The organism is [Ruminococcus] torques ATCC 27756 (assembly GCF_000153925.1).
GTDB classification, from domain to species: Bacteria; Bacillota; Clostridia; order Lachnospirales; family Lachnospiraceae; genus Mediterraneibacter; species Mediterraneibacter torques.
The window spans coordinates 193400-211583 of record NZ_DS264356.1 but is presented as its reverse complement, the minus strand read 5'-3'; the positions used below and the strand labels follow the sequence as shown (position 1 = coordinate 211583).

Annotated in this window: 14 protein-coding genes; all 14 read left to right on the top strand. The window is 39.3% G+C overall.

Annotated features, from left to right (window positions below):
- Positions 1–341: 341 nt before the first annotated feature.
- On the top strand, positions 342–1331 hold the full coding sequence (gene mreB / locus RUMTOR_RS07325; RefSeq protein WP_004846599.1) for a rod shape-determining protein: 990 nt from the start codon (positions 342–344) through the stop codon (positions 1329–1331).
- 125 nt (positions 1332–1456) lie between these two features.
- The gene (gene recD2, locus RUMTOR_RS07320; RefSeq protein ID WP_009242826.1) at positions 1457–3685 is read left to right on the top strand and encodes an SF1B family DNA helicase RecD2; all 2229 of its coding nucleotides are present in this window, start codon (positions 1457–1459) and stop codon (positions 3683–3685) included.
- Entirely contained in the window at positions 3679–4365 is a 687-nt protein-coding gene (locus RUMTOR_RS07315) for a double zinc ribbon domain-containing protein (RefSeq protein WP_227182371.1), read from the top strand. The genes recD2 and RUMTOR_RS07315 overlap by 7 nt, the downstream gene beginning before the upstream one ends.
- A gap of 57 nt (positions 4366–4422) precedes the next feature.
- Positions 4423–4860: a hypothetical protein gene (locus RUMTOR_RS07310; protein ID WP_004846594.1), complete on the top strand. Its 438-nt coding sequence runs from the start codon at positions 4423–4425 to the stop codon at positions 4858–4860.
- Positions 4861–4862: 2 nt separating this feature from the next.
- The gene (locus tag RUMTOR_RS07305) at positions 4863–5921 is read left to right on the top strand and encodes a hypothetical protein (protein ID WP_004846593.1); all 1059 of its coding nucleotides are present in this window, start codon (positions 4863–4865) and stop codon (positions 5919–5921) included.
- A 32-nt stretch (positions 5922–5953) separates the two neighbouring features.
- Positions 5954–6817 carry a diadenylate cyclase CdaA gene (cdaA, locus tag RUMTOR_RS07300; RefSeq protein ID WP_004846591.1) on the top strand — a complete coding sequence of 288 codons (864 nt, stop codon included), beginning with the start codon at positions 5954–5956 and terminating at the stop codon, positions 6815–6817.
- Positions 6814–8106, top strand: a complete 1293-nt coding sequence (locus tag RUMTOR_RS07295; RefSeq protein ID WP_009320760.1) for a CdaR family protein — start codon at positions 6814–6816, stop codon at positions 8104–8106. The genes cdaA and RUMTOR_RS07295 overlap by 4 nt, the downstream gene beginning before the upstream one ends.
- Positions 8107–8192: 86 nt before the next feature.
- Entirely contained in the window at positions 8193–8465 is a 273-nt protein-coding gene (locus tag RUMTOR_RS07290) for an HPr family phosphocarrier protein (protein ID WP_009242823.1), read from the top strand.
- A gap of 37 nt (positions 8466–8502) precedes the next feature.
- Positions 8503–9414: a nucleotidyltransferase family protein gene (locus RUMTOR_RS07285; RefSeq protein WP_004846587.1), complete on the top strand. Its 912-nt coding sequence runs from the start codon at positions 8503–8505 to the stop codon at positions 9412–9414.
- A 61-nt stretch (positions 9415–9475) separates the two neighbouring features.
- The gene (locus tag RUMTOR_RS07280; protein WP_004846585.1) at positions 9476–11020 is read left to right on the top strand and encodes an LCP family protein; all 1545 of its coding nucleotides are present in this window, start codon (positions 9476–9478) and stop codon (positions 11018–11020) included.
- Positions 11021–11333: 313 nt separating this feature from the next.
- Complete coding sequence (locus RUMTOR_RS07275) at positions 11334–13151, top strand: sulfatase-like hydrolase/transferase (protein WP_004846584.1); 1818 nt, start codon at positions 11334–11336, stop codon at positions 13149–13151.
- A 135-nt stretch (positions 13152–13286) separates the two neighbouring features.
- The gene (locus RUMTOR_RS13480) at positions 13287–13625 is read left to right on the top strand and encodes a hypothetical protein (RefSeq protein WP_242647690.1); all 339 of its coding nucleotides are present in this window, start codon (positions 13287–13289) and stop codon (positions 13623–13625) included.
- Positions 13622–13879: a hypothetical protein gene (locus tag RUMTOR_RS13475; RefSeq protein WP_242647689.1), complete on the top strand. Its 258-nt coding sequence runs from the start codon at positions 13622–13624 to the stop codon at positions 13877–13879. Before RUMTOR_RS13480 ends, RUMTOR_RS13475 begins: the two co-directional genes overlap by 4 nt.
- Positions 13880–13939: 60 nt before the next feature.
- Complete coding sequence (locus RUMTOR_RS07265) at positions 13940–18184, top strand: RICIN domain-containing protein (RefSeq protein WP_004846578.1); 4245 nt, start codon at positions 13940–13942, stop codon at positions 18182–18184.

Here is an 18184-nt window from a genome sequence, read left to right as displayed (position 1 = left end):
GGCCGGCGCCACTGTTTCGCTCATAAATGTGCGCTTGTCGCATACAGATGTCCGTTAGCGAAAACATGAGAGCATGTTTTGTGCTTTCCGTACACTGTAGGGCTGAACTGTTACAATAAAAATTATAAAAAAGTTGTAAAAAGTATCATGTAATTAAAAAAAAGGGTTTTCATTTTTTGTTGAGTCGATTATACTAAAGAATGCAGATTGGATGCAGGGGTATCATCCGGTCTGGAAATATGTGAATGATAAGACCTGTTTGGGGAGAGATACAGACATTTTCGTTTTTGAGGAGATGTCAGCGGGAAAAGAGTATAAAGATTTAGAAGGGAGAATGGAATATGTCGGTAGATATCGGAATAGATCTGGGAACAGCCAGTGTGCTTGTCTATGTCCGCGGCAAAGGAGTCGTTTTGAAAGAACCATCAGTTGTCGCGTTTGACAGAGATACGAATGTAATCAAAGCGATCGGGGAAGAAGCGAGACTGATGCTCGGAAGGACGCCTGGGAATATCGTTGCGGTTCGTCCTCTCAGGCAGGGCGTGATTTCGGATTATACAGTGACAGAAAAGATGATCAAATATTTTGTCCGAAAGTCGCTTGGTAAGAGAACATTCAAAAAACCGCGTATTAGTATCTGTGTGCCCAGTGGTGTCACAGAAGTGGAAAAGAAAGCGGTAGAAGAGGCTACTTATGCGGCAGGTGCGCGGGAAGTGCACTTGATTGAAGAGCCTGTAGCGGCCGCGATTGGCGCGGGAATTGATATTGCAAAGCCATGTGGGAATATGATTGTAGATATCGGCGGAGGTACTGCGGATATTGCGGTAATCTCACTGGGCGGCACTGTTGTGAATACATCGATTAAGGTGGCGGGAGATGATTTTGATGAGGCAATCGTCCGTTATATGCGTAAAAAACATAATCTTCTGATCGGTGAAAGAACGGCGGAAGATATAAAGATAAAGATAGGAACAACATATCCTCTTGTAGAGGAAGAGACTATGGAGGTTAGGGGAAGAAACCTTGTAACAGGATTACCGAAAACTGTTACGGTAACTTCTTCGGAGACAGAGGAGGCTTTGAGGGAAGCCACCGGGCAGATTGTTGAAGCTGTGATAGCGGTATTGGAGCAGACTCCGCCGGAGTTGTCGGCAGATATACTTGACCGTGGAATCGTTTTGACAGGCGGAGGTTCTATGCTTCGCGGATTAGAGGAATTGATCGAGGAGAGGACAGGCATTAACACGATGACAGCGGAAGATCCGATGAAAGTTGTTGCGATCGGAACAGGACAATTTGTTGAATTTATGAGCGGACGGGGCGAAGTCTGACGTGAAGAGCTGATTTGGCAAAGAGAGAGAAGGAGCAGGGATGTGAGCAATACGGCACATCCCTGTTATAATGTGGATATAAAGCGAAATATTGTGGAAAACAATAACGGAAAGAGGAAAGATCTGTGGAAAAAGTTACGGGATATGTAGGTCACATTGTGTTTCGGAATGCAGAAAACGGATATACAGTGTTTCATTTGGAAAATGATGACGGAGAAGTGACCTGTGTGGGGAATTTTAATTACATTACAGAAGGGGAACTGTTGGAAATAACGGGGGAGTATGTGACTCATAGTGTGTATGGAAATCAGTTGAAGGTAATGTCTCACGTTGTGAAAGAACCGGAAGATCTCGTATCCATAGAACGGTATCTTGGATCGGGAGCCGTTAAAGGAATCGGGGCGGCTCTGGCGGGACGTATTGTCAGGAAGTTTAAAGAAGATACTTTTCGTATCATAGAAGAAGAACCGGAGCGTCTTGCCGAAATCAAAGGAATCAGCGAGCGTAAAGCAAGAGAGATTTCATCACAGTTAGAAGATAAAAAGGATTTGCGAAAGGCAATGATCTATCTTCAAAAGTATGGAATTTCTGCGAAATTGGCAGCAAAGATATATAATCATTATGGTATGCGTGTATACAAAGTGATGGAAGAAAATCCGTATGAACTTGCGGATAATATTGAGGGGATCGGATTTCGTACCGCAGATGAGATTGCGGCACGCATCGGAATCCATACAGATTCCGATTACCGGATTAAAAGCGGACTGTTTTATACATTGCAGCAGGCAGTAGGAGAAGGGCATATCTATCTTCCTCAGGAGGAACTTTTACGTCGTGCAAGAACGCTTTTGGAAGTGGAGATTGACGATATAGAAAAGCATGTGATGGATCTGTGCATTGAGAAAAAAGTGGTTATGAAAGAATGTGTCAATGAAAACAAAAATGAAAATGAAATCAGGATTTACCCGGCACATTATTATTATATGGAATTGAATACGGCGAAAATGCTTCATGATTTGAATATAAATTGTGATATGCCGGAGGAAATGATGGAAAGACGGCTCTGTAAAGTGGAGCGGGCAGAAGAGATCAAATTGGATCCTAAGCAGCATACAGCGGTGATTGAGTCGATCAAACACGGTTTGCTTGTGTTGACCGGAGGACCGGGAACGGGAAAAACAACGACAATTAATACAATGATCCGTTTTTTTGAGAGCGAAGGGATGAGCATTCTTTTAGCAGCGCCAACCGGAAGGGCGACAAAGAGAATGACAGAAGCTACCGGATATGAGGCGCAGACGATCCATCGTCTTTTGGAAGTGAATGTAAATCCCGAAGAAGCGGAAAATTCGGGAGGATTTTTAAGAAATCGGCAGAATCCCCTTGAAGCGGATGTGATTATTATTGATGAAATGTCTATGGTTGATCTGACATTGATGCATGCGCTTTTGTCTGCAGTTATACCGGGGACAAGACTGATACTTGTAGGAGACGTAGACCAACTTCCGTCTGTGGGACCGGGAAGCGTATTGAAAGATATCATTGCATCGCATCGGTTTCCTGTTGTGACACTGACTCGTATTTTTCGTCAGGCAGGAGAAAGTGATATTATAGTAAATGCACATAAAATCAATGCAGGAGAGCCGGTTATTCCCGATAATAAGAGCAGAGATTTTTTCTTCTTACGAAGACAGGATGCAGATACGATCATAGGTATTGTGATCATGCTTATCCAGAAAAAGCTTCCGAAGTATGTAGGGGCAGATCAAAACGAGATCCAAGTTATGACGCCGACGAGAAAAGGACTTCTTGGGGTAGAACGTTTAAATGAAATCCTTCAGAAATACTTGAATCCGGAAGAACCGAAAAAGGCGCAGCGTGAGATTAACGGCAGGCTGTTCAGAGAAGGCGATAAAGTAATGCAGATTAAAAATAATTATCAAATCGAGTGGGAAGTATCTACAAAATTCGGTCTGACGGTAGACAAAGGAACCGGTGTGTTTAACGGAGATATGGGAGTGATTACAGAGATTAACGAGTATACGGAAACGATAGAGGTAGAATTTGACGAATCTCGAAAAGTAAAATATGGGTTTGATATGACAGAAGAACTGGAACTGGCATATGCAATTACCGTACATAAGTCACAGGGGAGCGAATATCCGGCAGTTATCATTCCTCTTTTGCCGGGCCCGAAGCTTCTTTATAACCGGAATCTGTTGTATACTGCGGTGACAAGGGCAAAAAAATGTTTGACGATTGTAGGGAGTGAGGCAGTATTTCAGGAAATGATACAAAACAAAAACGAACAGGCGCGGTATACAAGTTTGGCGGAACGTATACAAGAATTTTAAATCTGCTATATCCGAAAGTATGCCCTTTCTGCGGGGAAATTTCGCCGGAAGGGGTTTGCGCGGAGTGTAAAAAGAAGATTATATACGTCAGACAGCCAAGATGTATGAGATGTGGGAAGCCGATAAAAGATGAATATAAAGAATATTGTTCGGATTGTGCAAAAAGAACATCGCATATTACCCAGGGGCGAAGTTTGTGGCTTCATAAAGAACCGGTATCAACGGCGATATATAAATTCAAATATAATAATAAGCGCAGTTGGGGAGAATTGTTTGCGGCAGAAATGGCACAAGCTTATAAAGATCAAGTTATAAAATGGGGAATTGAGGAAATTATCCCCATTCCTCTGCACAAATCTCGAAAGAGAAAAAGAGGGTATAATCAGGCGGAGATTATAGCAAAATGTTTGTCGGAAAAGACAGGAGTGTCTCTAGTGTCAGATGCTTTGTTTCGAGTGAAAAAAACGACGGCGCAGAAAAAGTTGGACAGGCAGGAACGAATGGGAAATCTAAGGGATGCATTTGCTTTGTCAGAAAGATGGAAACCTGTGGCGAATGTGCTTCTGATCGACGATATTTATACAACGGGAGCGACAGTAGAGCAGGCAGCAAAAATATTAAAAAAGGCAGGGGCGCAAAATGTGTACTTTTTGACTATAAGCATTGGACAAGGTATTTAAATATATGATATAATAATCATACATATGTAATTATTTACCGTATTTGGAATATAGTATATGGATTTCGGAAAATACATAGGAGGACGGGAAGACGTCATGTTAGATAAGAGGAAAATACGTTTGATGACTCGGGCTGCTATTTATGAAAAAAACTATGGAGAAGAAGATTTTAAGATCAGCAGCTATTATAAGAAAGATTATTCGAGTTTAAATACATGGGTCACGCTTATTTGGATCACAGTCGGTTATGGATTGGCGGTTGCAGTGCTGTTTCTCGGTTGGGGAGAGGCTGCGATGGAAGGCATCACGCTTGCAAAGTTATTTGTTTTTGCCGCGGTGGCGATAGGCGCTTATGTGTCGCTGCTGATAGCATATGGAATCGGTGCGGGAAGCTTTTATAAAAATAAGCATATCAAGGCAAAACAGAGAGTGAAAAAGTATCTGAGAGACCTTTCCAGAATCGAGAAGATCAACAATAAGAAGGAGATAAATTAATCATGAGTACATTGCTTGTTTGGAGAGAAAAGCTGCAGAGAATATATGCGTTATATTCAATTTATATTCAAAAAGGGCTGCAGTTTGTGACAGGGCTGGTTTTGTTTTGGGTTATCAACTCTAACATAGGTTTTATGAAGCCGGCATCTTCAGTTTTTTGCACATTGGGATTGGCAGTGATCTGTACATTTCTTCCGATGACAATTACCGTTTTAGCGGCGACAGCATTGATACTCGCACATTTTTATGCGTTGTCGCTTCCGATTGCGCTTGTGGCGCTCGTCATTTTTATTTTAATGTATATTTTCTATTTTCGTTTTACCCCGAAAAAAGCATGGCTTGTGTTGATTTCGGGACTTGCGTTTAGTTTGAAAATCCCGTTTGTAATCCCGATTGCATTCGGTCTGCTTGGATCGCCGGTGTGGATTGTTCCTGCATCATGCGGAATTATCACCTATTATATGACAGATTATGTGAAAGTATCCGCGGCAGCGCTAAAGGAGGCAGATGCATCCGGTATAGCGGCTAATTTGATGAGTTTTACAAAGCAAGTGCTTGCAAGTAAAGAAATGTGGCTTATGGTCATGGCAGTGACGATAGGAATTCTTGTTGTGAATTTTGTCCGTACAAGAGGTGTGGATCATTCTTGGAAAATTGCGTCGGCAGCGGGAGCGGCAGTAACGGTTGTTGTTTCAGCGGCAGGTAATATTGTATTAAGTACAAATATATCTTATATAGAAATTATATTGAGCGCGGTTCTTGGCGCGGTGACAGGACTTGTGCTGGAACTTCTTTTCTTTTCCGTAGATTATTCTCGTACGGAGAATATCCAGTTTGAGGATGATGAATACTATTATTATGTAAAAGCCGTTCCTAAAGTCGGAGTAGCCGTTCCGGAAAAGAAGGTAAAACGGATTACTGAAAACCAGCCTCAGGAAACGACGGTGATCAGAGAAGATGCGGATTTGAACAATATAAATACAGAGAATGATGCGGATGATATTCTTTTGACAAGAAGTTTGAGTAAAGAACTCGGTTTGGAAAAACAAAGACCGGAGTAAATCGAAGTAAACGGTAAGGTGGTGATTACGGTATGTTAGATTGGATAAAAAGTATTTTAGACAATTATACAAATGGAATGTATTTTCCTAACATCCATATTAAAGATGTGATCGAAATACTGATCGTTGCCGTAATCGTGTATGAGATCATGCTTTGGATCAAGAATACAAAAGCGTGGATGCTTCTTAGAGGAATTATTATGCTGGGGGTATTTATTCTTTTGGCATGGATTTTTCAGATGCATACGATTTTGTATTTGGCGGCGCAGTCGATCAACGTACTGGCTATTGCGGCTGTAGTGGTGTTTCAGCCGGAACTGCGTCGTGCGCTTGAAAAACTCGGAGAGAAAAACCTGCTTAGCAATATTAATCCGTTTGATAAAAACAGAGAGAATGAACGTTTTTCTGATCAGACAGCAGAAGGTATAGTGACGGCATGTTTTGAAATGGGAAAAGTATGTACAGGAGCCTTGATCGTAGTAGAGCAGGCGATTCAGCTTACAGAATATGAAATGACCGGAATTGAATTGGACTGTAAGGTGTCACCTCAGGTTTTGATCAATATATTTGAACATAATACACCGCTTCATGACGGAGCGATTATTATACGAGGAGACCGGATTACTTCGGCTACATGTTACCTTCCTCTTTCTGATAATATGCGCATCAGCAAAGATCTCGGAACGAGGCACAGGGCGGCTTTGGGAATGAGTGAGGTATGTGATGCTCTTGTAATCGCGGTGTCGGAGGAAACAGGTCTTGTTTCCGTAGCTATGGGCGGTCAGCTTGACAGAGGGATTACAAGGGAAGAATTGAGAAAGCGTCTTAGTCAGATTCAGTATAGAAATGCCGAGTCAAAGCGGTTTTTCTTGCGGAAAGGATGGCGCAGAAAATGAAAAAATATAAGTTTACGGATAATTTGGGATTAAAGATCATAGCGGTTATTTTTGCGGCGTTCTTATGGCTTATTGTTGTGAATCTTGATAATCCCGTAAGTACACAGACTTTCAGCGAGGTTCCGGTAACGATTATAAATGAGGATATTATTTTATCGGCAGGCGATACCTATCAGGTGCTTGGGGAAGAAAAAGTAAGTGTTGTTGTATCGGCGACAAGACAAGTGCGGCAGAAACTGACAAAAGAAGATATTGTCGCGACAGCGGATATAAAGGAGATGGATACAAGTACAGGACTTGTTCCGATCAAGATTTCCATACCGAATTATGCCGGAAAATATGAATCTGCGGAGGCGGCGCCGAGAAATCTTCAGATACAGAGAGAAAAATCGGGAAAGAAAGTCCTTTCCCTTACGGTAAGCACAGGGGATTCTAAAGTAAGAGATGGGTATATTTTAGGTGATATGACGGTTAATCCGGATAAAGTGACGATCACAGGACCGGAGTCGATCCTTGACCAGATTGATCGGGCGGTTGCTCTTATTGATGTAGAGGGATTGGCAAAGGACAGCGAGGAGACAGCAAAACTTGGGTTGTATGATATCAGCGGCAACCCGATCAGTCAGACACGGCTGGGAAATAATCTTGGCGAGGGCGGCATTACTGTGTCTGTTGAAGTGTTAAAGATCAAGAGCGTTCCGATTTCACTCAGTGTTTCGGGAACTCCGGCAGAAGGCTATAAGTATACAGGGTACAGCAGTGAACCGGAAACTGTTCAGATTTACGGGGAAAAAGATGTGGTCGATAAAATTGAGGAAATAGATGTTCCTGTTATTGATGTCAGCGGAGCTTCACAACCGATTCAGAAATCTGTCAATATCTCAGAATATCTGCCGGAAGGAGTTCAGCTGGTAGATGAGAAAACTGCCAATATAACAGTTACTGCAATGGTGGAAGAAGAAGGAACGCGAACGATCAATTTTATGGTAAGTTCGATCCAGATCAATAATCTGGCAGAGGGTCTGCAAGTATCTTATGAGCCGGATGCGGAGATAGCGCTTCGTTTTAGCGGTGATCAGAAAGCATTGGAAATGCTGGATATCAGCAATGCGGTTTCTGTGGATATGTCTGCATATGTAGTGCCGGGAGTATATGATGTGCATGTAGATGTGGATATTCCGGAAGGAATTACATTGATGAAGAAAGTGACAGTTCAGCTTACTGTTGCGGAGAAAGAGCAGGAAGGCGGCAACGAAAGCGATACGAATACAGAACAAAAAGGACAGTAAGCTGCTTTTGGAACGGAAGATGGCTGTTATGAATGGAAAGTAGGCGAAAACAGAGAAAAAGCAGCAGCATAAAGGGAGACGGAATAATGGTAAGAAAAAAAATAGTGATCGATAATCCTACAGGACTGCATTTGAGACCTGCAGGAACATTCTGTAAAGCTGCGATTCAGTTCGAGAGCAAAATCACAGTTCAGAAAATTACAAAAAATGAAAATGTAACTGCAAATGCCAAGAGTGTACTCAGCGTACTTGGGGCGTGTATTAAAGATCGAGATGAAATAGAAATCATCTGTGAAGGCGAAGATGAAGAAGAAGCTTTACAGGAGATGATCCGAGTTGTAGAAAATGAACTTATTTGAATATAATATCGTGTGATTGAAGAAAGAGGAGAAAAAGATGAGCAGAGCGACATTGGTTATAATGGCGGCAGGAATAGGGAGCAGATTCGGAGGGGGAATTAAACAGCTTGCCCCTATAGGACCGAACGGAGAGATCATAATGGATTACTCCGTTTATGACGCGATAGAGGCCGGATTTGATAAAGTTGTGTTTGTTATAAGGAAAGATCTGGAGAAAGATTTTAAAGAAGTAATCGGAAATCGGATCGCACAGAAGGTTGAAGTTGCGTATGCCTATCAGGAAGTTTCGGATATTCCGGCAGAATATGCCGAAAAGTTTGTAGGAAGAACAAAACCGTGGGGAACAGGTCAGGCAATTTTGTGTTGTAAAGATGTTGTTTCTGAACCGTTTCTTGTAATTAATGCGGATGATTATTACGGCAAGAGCGCTTTTAAAGAAGCGTACTCTTATTTGACAAGTATTCCCTCTGCTGATAAAATACAGGTTTGTATGGTTGGATTTGTATTGAAAAATACCTTAAGTGAAAACGGCGGTGTGACAAGAGGAATTTGTCGTGTTGATGAAAACGGAATGCTTCAGGAGATCATTGAAACACATAATATAGAAAAAGACGGAGATAAAGCGGTTGTTCGGGAAGGCGATATTGAAACAGAGTACGATGCAGACTCTCCGGTATCTATGAATATGTGGGGATTAACGCCGGAATTTTTTGCAATATTAAAGAACGGATTTGAACAGTTTTTAAATAAAACAGATATGGAAGATTTGAAAGCTGAATACTTACTTCCGACGATTATAGGCGAACTGCTGAAAGAAGGAACTGTGAGCGTAAAAGTGTTGAAGTCTGAAGATCAATGGTTTGGAGTGACATACAAAGAAGACCGTGAAACGGTTGTGGAAGCCGTGAAAAGTCTGATAGATAAAGGAATTTATCCGGACAAGCTGTAAGGCTGAACAGGGTACACATAAAAAACCGTACATTTGAAAAACGGAAAAAGGAATTGCTGAAATGTCAAAGAAACAAAAACCGACCGGAAATACCGGACGAAAAAATCAAATTAAGGGAAAATATGCGGAGAGATCCAGAAAAAATGGTTTCGGAAAATTCTGTCTGATTTTGCAGGTTATTATGAGTGCGGCATTTATGGGGGTACTCGTACTGCTTGATATGCTTCCTTTGAAATATTTGGCGCTTGCCGCGCTGATCCTTTTCTTTTTGTGGTGCATTACATTTACGACACAGGCAGTTAGAAAGAAAAAAGGAGTGACGGGAAAAGTATACAGTATTCTTCTGATTGCTGTTTTAGCTGTGGGCACATATTACATTGCAAAGACAAATGATATGATCGCGGCAATTACAAGCGGCGGTTCAAAAGTTGATAAGATGGTAGTGGCTGTTTTAAAAGATGATCCGGCAGAAACATTGGAGGATGCATCCGATTACGAGTTCGGAGTTCAATTTAATACCGGAGCTGAGAACATGAAAGCTGCTGTTATGGATATTCAGGATCAGATCGGAGATATATCCACAACAGAATACAAGTCTGTTCAGGAACAGGCAGAGGCGCTTATTTCGGGAGAAGTGGACGCAATTATATACAATCAGTCTTATACAGAATTGATGGAAAATGCTGTTGAAGGCTACAACGATCAGATCCGGATCATTTATAAGCACGAGATTGAAACGAAGTTTGATTTCGGAGGTTCGGCAAAAGACGACAGTTTGACTAAAAAGCCATTTACTGTGTATATTAGCGGAATTGATACATACGGAGACGATGCGGACGATGACCGTGATTCCATACGAAGTGATGTGAATATCATTGCAGTCGTAAATCCGACGACGCATCAGATTTTGCTGATTACGACACCGCGAGATTATTATATTCCGATACCCGGAATATCCGATGGAATGAACGATAAGCTGACACATGCCGGAACATATGGAATAGATGTGTCCATGGAAACGCTCGGTGCGTTGTATGAAACGGATATTAACTATTATGTAAGATTAAACTTCAGTTCCCTTATTGAGATTGTAGATATCTTAGGAGGAGTAGATGTTTACTCGGAATATGCATTTACGACAGGATGGGAATCCGGTTATGAGATGGAAGTACAGCAAGGAATAAATCATTTTGACGGAAAACAAGCGCTTGCTTTCAGCAGGGAACGGCATGCATTGGAAGGCGGAGACAATCAAAGAGGTAAGAACCAACAGGCTGTTATAACAGCTATGCTTAAAAAAGTGCTTTCACCGACGATGCTTTTGAAAGCAAATTCGATCATTAATCAAGTGAGTCAGGATGTAGAGACAAACATTTCACAGGGACAGCTGAATTCTCTTGTGAAAAGCCAGCTTAAGTCAGGGGCAAAATGGACAATTCAGTCTGTGGCGGCAAGCGGAACAGATGGGGAGGATTATTGCTACTCTGTGCCGGACATGCCTTTATATGTGCTCTATCCTGATGAAGAAGTTGTGAACAGTATTGTTGAATTGGCGAATATCGTGGAAGAAGGCGGAAGTCTTGAAAGCGGAGAGGCGTTGAATTAATACTGATTATAAAGAATGCATAGAAATAACGTTACTGTTATATTTGAATTATAAAAGAAATAGATGAAAAGCAGAGCTGTTTACAGGCGTGGAATAGATAACTGTAGAAAGCTCTGTTTTTTGTTATCTTGAGTACGTGGAAAGAAATTATGAAATGATATGTAAATAGTATGGCGCTAAAAAGTGGTGGTAGTGGTTGTATCTATATATGTAAAAATCAGTTGACATTGATTTTACAAAAAGTTAAACTGATAAAGAATTTAAAAGAAAATTAAAGAAAAATTAATAATATACATATTTTAGAGGTGCAAAAATGCAGAAGTTTCAAAAAATGATTAAATATTTAGGAACAGCTATATCCGTTGTAATGGTAGGATTAGCGATATTATTAGGATTTAGCGTTCGGTGGATGTTTAAAACATGGCCTAATTTGGCAGTAGATGAATTGGTATTCCATCTCACGGAACCTTTAAGTGGTGCCAATCAGGATATGATTATAGAATATATAGTACAGTGTATTGTACCAATGCTTCTTGTTTTAATTTTGTTTTCTGTGCTTTTATTTTTTAAAAGAAAAACAAAGTATTATGTTTGTTTTGTTATAACGGGAATATTCTTTTCAATGGGTGCGATTGTGGTTTCTTTGTATATAGCATGGGAAAAAGCAGGAATAGGAGAATACTTATATAATCAATTTGCAAAATCTAATTTTATAGAAGAAAATTATGCAGATCCGAAAAATATAGATTTAGAATTTCCTGAGCAAAAAAGAAATCTTATTTATATTTATTTGGAATCTATGGAAACAACATATGCAGATGAAAACAACGGCGGTGCGTTTACGGAAAATTATATTCCGGAGTTGACGAAGCTTGCACAAGAAAATGAAGACTTCTCGGGAGAAACAACAGATCTTAACGGTGGCCATACAGTAGAAGGAACTACGTGGACAATGGCAGGAATGTTTGCACAGACTTCGGGACTTCCGTTAAAAACAAGCATAGATGCGAATGATATGGATACGCAGGAACATTTCTTCCCGGGTATTACGACTTTGGGAGATATATTAAAAGAACAGGGGTATTCTCAAACACTGCTTATCGGATCAAAAGCTGAATTTGGCGGGAGAAAAGTATATTTTTCAGAGCATGGAGATTATTTTCTGGATGACTATGATTATGCAATAGAAAATTCTAAGATACCTTCTGATTATAAAGTCTGGTGGGGATATGAAGATGAAAAGTTGTTTGAGTTTGCAAAAGAAAAATGCACGGAGCTTTCCCGGCAAGAAGAACCTTTTAATCTTACAATGCTTACGGTAGATACACATTTTGAAGATGGATATATGTGTGAAAAATGTCCGAATGATTATGGGGATCAGTATGCAAATGTTATGGCGTGTTCAAGTAAACAAGTTTATGAGTTTATTGAGTGGGTAAAACAACAGCCGTTTTATGATAATACGACAATCGTATTATCGGGGGATCACTTGACAATGGACAGTGACTTTTGTGTAAAAGTAGATGAAGAAGGAAAGTATGATCGAAGAACATATACGGCGTATATTAATTCTGCTGTTAATCCGGTAAATAATATGAAGAGAACATATACAACAATGGATAATTTTCCTACAACACTGGCTGCAATGGGCGTCAAAATAGAAGGAAACAGATTAGGACTTGGAACGAATTTATTTTCAGAAGAGTTGACATTAATGGAAAGCGTTGGAGAAGAGGAGTTAAAAGCAGAGCTGAAAAAGAAATCTGAATTTTTACAAAAAGTTTCAGGAATAGATAAAAATAATGAAACTGTACTAATTAGAGGAGGAAAAATGGAAGGAGCTTGTATTGAAGCAGAAGTAGGATCAGATTCTATAAAAGTAAATATAGAAGAAATAAATCCTGCAATAAAAGAAAAGTTAAAGACGATTGTTTTGGCGGTGTGGACAGAAGAAGGTCAAAGAGACTTACAGTGGATAGAGGCTGAAAAAATTAGTGATAATCAATATGAAGTAAGTATAAAAATGGATTTATTCAATAATGCAAAAGGAAAATATTATATTGATGTTCGGGCAGTAGAATTTACAGATGTAGAATATGTAATAGGAAGTACTGAATGTAAAGTAGAATAAGAAGCTACAAGGGGATTCTTCCTTAAATGGAGGAATCCTTTTTGCAATGGAAAAACTTGTAATTGTAAAGAAACTTTGTTTTTGTTATTATTAGTAAGTAGTATTTAATAAGGTGAATAAGAGGAGTGCGACAATATGAAGAAGAAAAGATGCTTATCGGTAGTGATAATAAGTTTATTGCTTGGAATATCTTGTTTTATTATGGCAGGTTGTGCAAATAAAGACAATGAAGATAAAGACGATACGAAAATAGAACAAAATCTAGATAAAAAAGAAGATGCAGAAGATTTCAATAAAAAAGATGAAGAAGCAGATGAGAATAAAAAGGTTGAAGAAGATGAGGATGAAGACGAAAATTCAAGGGAAGCCAGAGTTTATTATGTTGATGACATAACCGGAGAGATAATGGGAAAACCATTACAGTTAAAACGGAATATGATATATGGAAGGCTCTTCAGGGGAACGGAATTTTGACGGAAGGTTGTCAGCTGTTAAGTTTTAAAGTAAATGAAGAAACACATCTGATCGATCTGGATTTTAATGCTGCAACCGGAGAATACATACGAAGTATGGGAACAACCGGTGAAATACAGATTATAGGATGCATTATTAATACATATCTTGAGACATATGACTGTGATGGAATAAAACTGACTGAAGAAGGAAAAGTTTTGCAAACATCACATGGAGCTAATTATGACGGTTATAGCGGAATAATGTCATTTTGAAATTGAGATTAAAGAAATAGTATAAGAAGAAAAGCGAGTAAGGAGATATACAAGAGAAGTATGAAGAGAAAAATAAAAAAGATAATTGCAGGAATCTTGTTTGCCAGTATGCTTACAGGAAATGTTTCGATGAATGTTGTTTACGGAACGGAAAACTATGGAGATAGAATAGAAGAAAATCAGTCAGCGAATATAGAAGATGGGGGTAAACAATTTACTGAAGAGGATAATACACAGAATCAAAATCAGAATAAAACAGAAGATGGACTAAATGAAGATCAGTCTTCTGTTAATACAGATGCCACTGAAGGAACAGAGCAAGAAGTAGAAAGTGGAAAAATAGGGATTACTTATGGGAAAGTGAACTTTGTGTATATTGAAAGTCCCTATGTACAAACTCCCGGTACACAAAGAATTGTGTTTTCATTTGATAAAGAAATTACAGGGGCAGAAACAATAGCCTTAATGATCGAGGATGAAGAAGGTAATCAAGAGGAATGGAATCTCGCAAAACAGTCGGGAACATTATATCTGTTTGAAAAAGAATATGCGCAGGGTGTATCAGCGGGAATTTATAAAGCAACAAATCTTCTTATAAAAAGTAGTGCAGAAGAAAAGAAAATTGCACTTGATGATATCGGGGTCAAAGCTGAATTTGGTGTGGATACCGAATATGAAGGGATTGAAGAATTAAAACCGGTTGAAGGTCAATTTTCTGAAGAAGAGTCGAGTGTAGAAACTTCGGTTGTAACAATAGATGAAAATGGAGTTGCAGAAGCACAAGATAATATAGCAGAAGCATTGGAGGTGGTCAGTGCAGATCGAATGAATACGGTAAGTACTTATGGGAACGCTTCTGATGCAAAATCGGGAAATGTTGTGGTCGCGTTAGACCCGGGGCATGATGCAAATGATGCGGGAGCACAAGGGTATGGATTAAGGGAAGAAGACTTAACATTAAAGATTGCCAATTACTGTAAACAGGAACTTGAGCAATATGCAGGTGTTACAGTATATATGACACGCACAGGTGCTGCGTGTCCTTACAATAAGCCGGGAATTACGTGTATGGAAGATCGCGTAAAAGCGGCTGTAAATGCAGGAGCTAAAATATTTGTTAGCTTTCATCTTAATTCTTCTGTATCGTCAGCTGCAAGTGGAGCAGAAGTAATTGTGCCTAATAATAGTTGGAAAGCAGAAGTGGGTGCGGCAGGTCGTAAATTAGGAGAAGCAATTTTAGATGAGCTTGTGGCAATCGGATTAGGAAGACGGTCTGTATACAGTAAAGATACTACAATTAATGAAAAATATCCGGATGGTTCTATTTCAGACTATTTTTCTGTTCAGATTCATTGTAAAGAACATGGAATTCCGGGACTTATTGTAGAACATGCATTCCTTTCAAATGGTAGTGATGTAAATAATTTTTTGAAAACGGAATCAGGACTTAAAAAGCTTGGAGTTGCAGACGCTACAGGGATTGCAAGATATCTCGGATTGCAAAAAATGGGAGTAAGAGTTAATGTTCCGGAGGGAACGTACACCTTGGATAGTGTATTGGCATCAGGAAAAGGTATTAAAATAAGCAATGATCTTTTCACTTCAGGAGCGGGAACAGTTTTATCCACAAAAAAAGAAAATATTTCTTCACAACGATTTGAAATAGTTAGTATCGGAAATGGTTATTATAATATCATTGCTGAGCATTCGGGAAAAGCGTTGCAAGCAGTTGGAGATGGAAAAGCAGGTTACGCGTATATAGAACAAAGAGAGAGAAATAGTGCTTTAGAAGCACAAAAATGGTGTTTTATTGATGCGGGAAACGGAACATATTATATTATGTCAGCGTTGAATACTTGTATAGATATACACTCGGGAGTGACAAGCGATGGGAATACAGTATGGACATATACTTGTAATCAAAGCAATGCTCAAAAGTGGAAATTGACTAAAGCTGATAATAAAACGATAGAAAACGGTACATATACGATTGCAAATAGTGTAAATAAAAATCAAGTCCTTACAGTATCAAAAGAATCATCAGATAATTTCGCCAATGTTGAATTAGATAGTCTGAAAAATATTTCGGCACAGAGATTTGAAGTGGAATATGTCGGAAACGGATATTATAAGATCGTGGCAGAACACTCGGGAAAAAGCTTAGATATTTTAAATGGATCTGAGAAGAAAAATGCGAATTTGCAGCAATATGCATGGAATAGCAGTGATGCTCAACTTTGGAAATTTGTAAAAGCAGATAACGGAACATATTATATAAGATCAAAATTAGGAACAACAATAGGGTTAGCAACATCGAATGTGGTTTCGGGAACGAATGTATGTATGGATCAGGTGAATGGAAATAATATCCAGAAATGGGTGCTGAAAAAAGCGGAGAATGCACCTGTTGCAAATGGAAGGTATGTTATTTCAAATGCAAAATTTTCTGAGAATGTAATTTCGATTAACGGACAAAATGCTACGCTTGGAACATATGTGGGTGCGAAAAATCAGATGTTCGATATAAAGTATATGGGAGCCGGATATTATCAAATTTTATCGGTTCAATCAGGAAAATCTTTGGATGTGGCAAATGCATCGAGTGAACCAGGCGCAAATTTGTGGGAATATTCATGGAACGGAAGTAACGCTCAACTTTGGAAGTTTATCGTTAATTCGGATGGAAGTTATTACATAAAATCAAAATTGGGAACAGTTGTAGATATTTTTAGTGGAATTATCGCCGAAGGAACAAATATTCAAATGTATACGGCGAATGGAAGTGACGCGCAAAAATGGAAACTGGAATCGGGAAAAGAGGGGATTGATGAAAGACCTCTTGAGAACGGAACATATACGATATCAAATGCAACAAACAGTAAGCAGGTTTTAGATATAGCGTCTGCGGTGGAAACAGATTATGCAAATATCCAGATGTATGCCTCCAATAATACATCAGCACAGAGATTTGAACTATATTATGTGGGAAATGGATATTATCAGATTCTTTCTGAAAAGTCCGGAAAGTCCTTAGATGTAGCAAACGGATCTAAGAAGCAGGGTGCGAATGTATGGCAGTATTCATGGAATGGATCAGAAGCACAACTTTGGAGGATTATCGAGGCGGAAGACGGTGGATATTATTTACAGTCGAAACTGGGAACATTTCTTTCCATTAGTGGAAATACAGCTTCATCAGGGATGAATGTACAGATGAGTTATCTGGAGAGCGGTAAAAGACAACAATGGAAATTTGAAGCATCTACTTATCAGCCGGTGAAAGATGGAAAATATACATTAAGAAGTTCTAAAGAATCTGAATACACTATAGATGTAGCGAATGCTTCTAAAGTGGATGGTGCGAATGTATGGTTGTATTATTATAATGGCACGAAGCCACAGCGGTTTAATATTTCCTATGTGGGAAAAGGATATTATAAAATTATTGCCGAGCATTCGGGAAAAGCACTGACAGTAGAAAATGATACGCGAAAAGCGGGTGTGAATGTAGTGCAAAAAAAATGGGTTGCAAATTCAGATACACAGCTTTGGAAATTTGTGAGTACAAGCGAGGGGTATTATATTCGATCCAAAACAGGTACAGTTCTTGATATTTGGAGCGCTGTGTATGCACCATATACAAATATTTGGACGTATACAGCAAACGGTAGTTTGGCACAGAAATGGCATTTGGAAAAAGAATATGATTCGATCGAAGTTCCGGAAGGAATATATACGATTCAGACAGCGTTAAGTTCATCGAAAACTTTAGATATCGCCAATGGTTCTAAAGCAAATTTTGGAAATATTTGGATCTATAATATAAATAACACGGAGGCACAAGAATTTGAGATTGAGAAAGTGTCTGACGGATATTATAAGATAGAGTCAAAATTATCCGGAAAAGTATTGGATGTGGCAAATGGATCAAGAACAGCAGGTGCAAATGTATGGCAGTATTCGTGGAACGGCTCCGATGCTCAGCTTTGGAGATTTGTGGATGCGGGAGATGGTAAATATTATATACAGTCAAAATTGGGTACTGTATTAGATGTTACATCTGCATCTGCAGCAGCAGGGACAAATGTTCAAACTTATACTTTTAATCAATCGACAGCCCAAAAATGGACACTTTTAGAAACAGAAAAAACGTTGTACTCTATTATGGGTAAAACAAATGTGTCTGTTTCTCAAATGGTTAAGTTTTATAAAAATAAGGCGACGGTATCATATCCATACAGTAATGTGAGCGAAGCGCCTACAATAGAGAAGTTCTGTCAGATATATAAGGAGCTTCCTGTATAA

Bases quoted from the DNA above. Each gene is read 5' to 3' on its own strand.
- mreB (WP_004846599.1), top strand. From the start codon at position 342: ATGTCGGTAGATATCGGAATAGATCTGGGAACAGCCAGTGTGCTTGTC.
- RUMTOR_RS07310 (WP_004846594.1), top strand. From the start codon at position 4,423: ATGGATTTCGGAAAATACATAGGAGGACGGGAAGACGTCATGTTAGAT.
- RUMTOR_RS07305 (WP_004846593.1), top strand. From the start codon at position 4,863: ATGAGTACATTGCTTGTTTGGAGAGAAAAGCTGCAGAGAATATATGCG.
- cdaA (WP_004846591.1), top strand. From the start codon at position 5,954: ATGTTAGATTGGATAAAAAGTATTTTAGACAATTATACAAATGGAATG.
- RUMTOR_RS07295 (WP_009320760.1), top strand. From the start codon at position 6,814: ATGAAAAAATATAAGTTTACGGATAATTTGGGATTAAAGATCATAGCG.
- RUMTOR_RS07290 (WP_009242823.1), top strand. From the start codon at position 8,193: ATGGTAAGAAAAAAAATAGTGATCGATAATCCTACAGGACTGCATTTG.
- RUMTOR_RS07285 (WP_004846587.1), top strand. From the start codon at position 8,503: ATGAGCAGAGCGACATTGGTTATAATGGCGGCAGGAATAGGGAGCAGA.
- RUMTOR_RS07280 (WP_004846585.1), top strand. From the start codon at position 9,476: ATGTCAAAGAAACAAAAACCGACCGGAAATACCGGACGAAAAAATCAA.
- RUMTOR_RS07275 (WP_004846584.1), top strand. From the start codon at position 11,334: ATGCAGAAGTTTCAAAAAATGATTAAATATTTAGGAACAGCTATATCC.
- RUMTOR_RS13480 (WP_242647690.1), top strand. From the start codon at position 13,287: ATGAAGAAGAAAAGATGCTTATCGGTAGTGATAATAAGTTTATTGCTT.
- RUMTOR_RS07265 (WP_004846578.1), top strand. From the start codon at position 13,940: ATGAAGAGAAAAATAAAAAAGATAATTGCAGGAATCTTGTTTGCCAGT.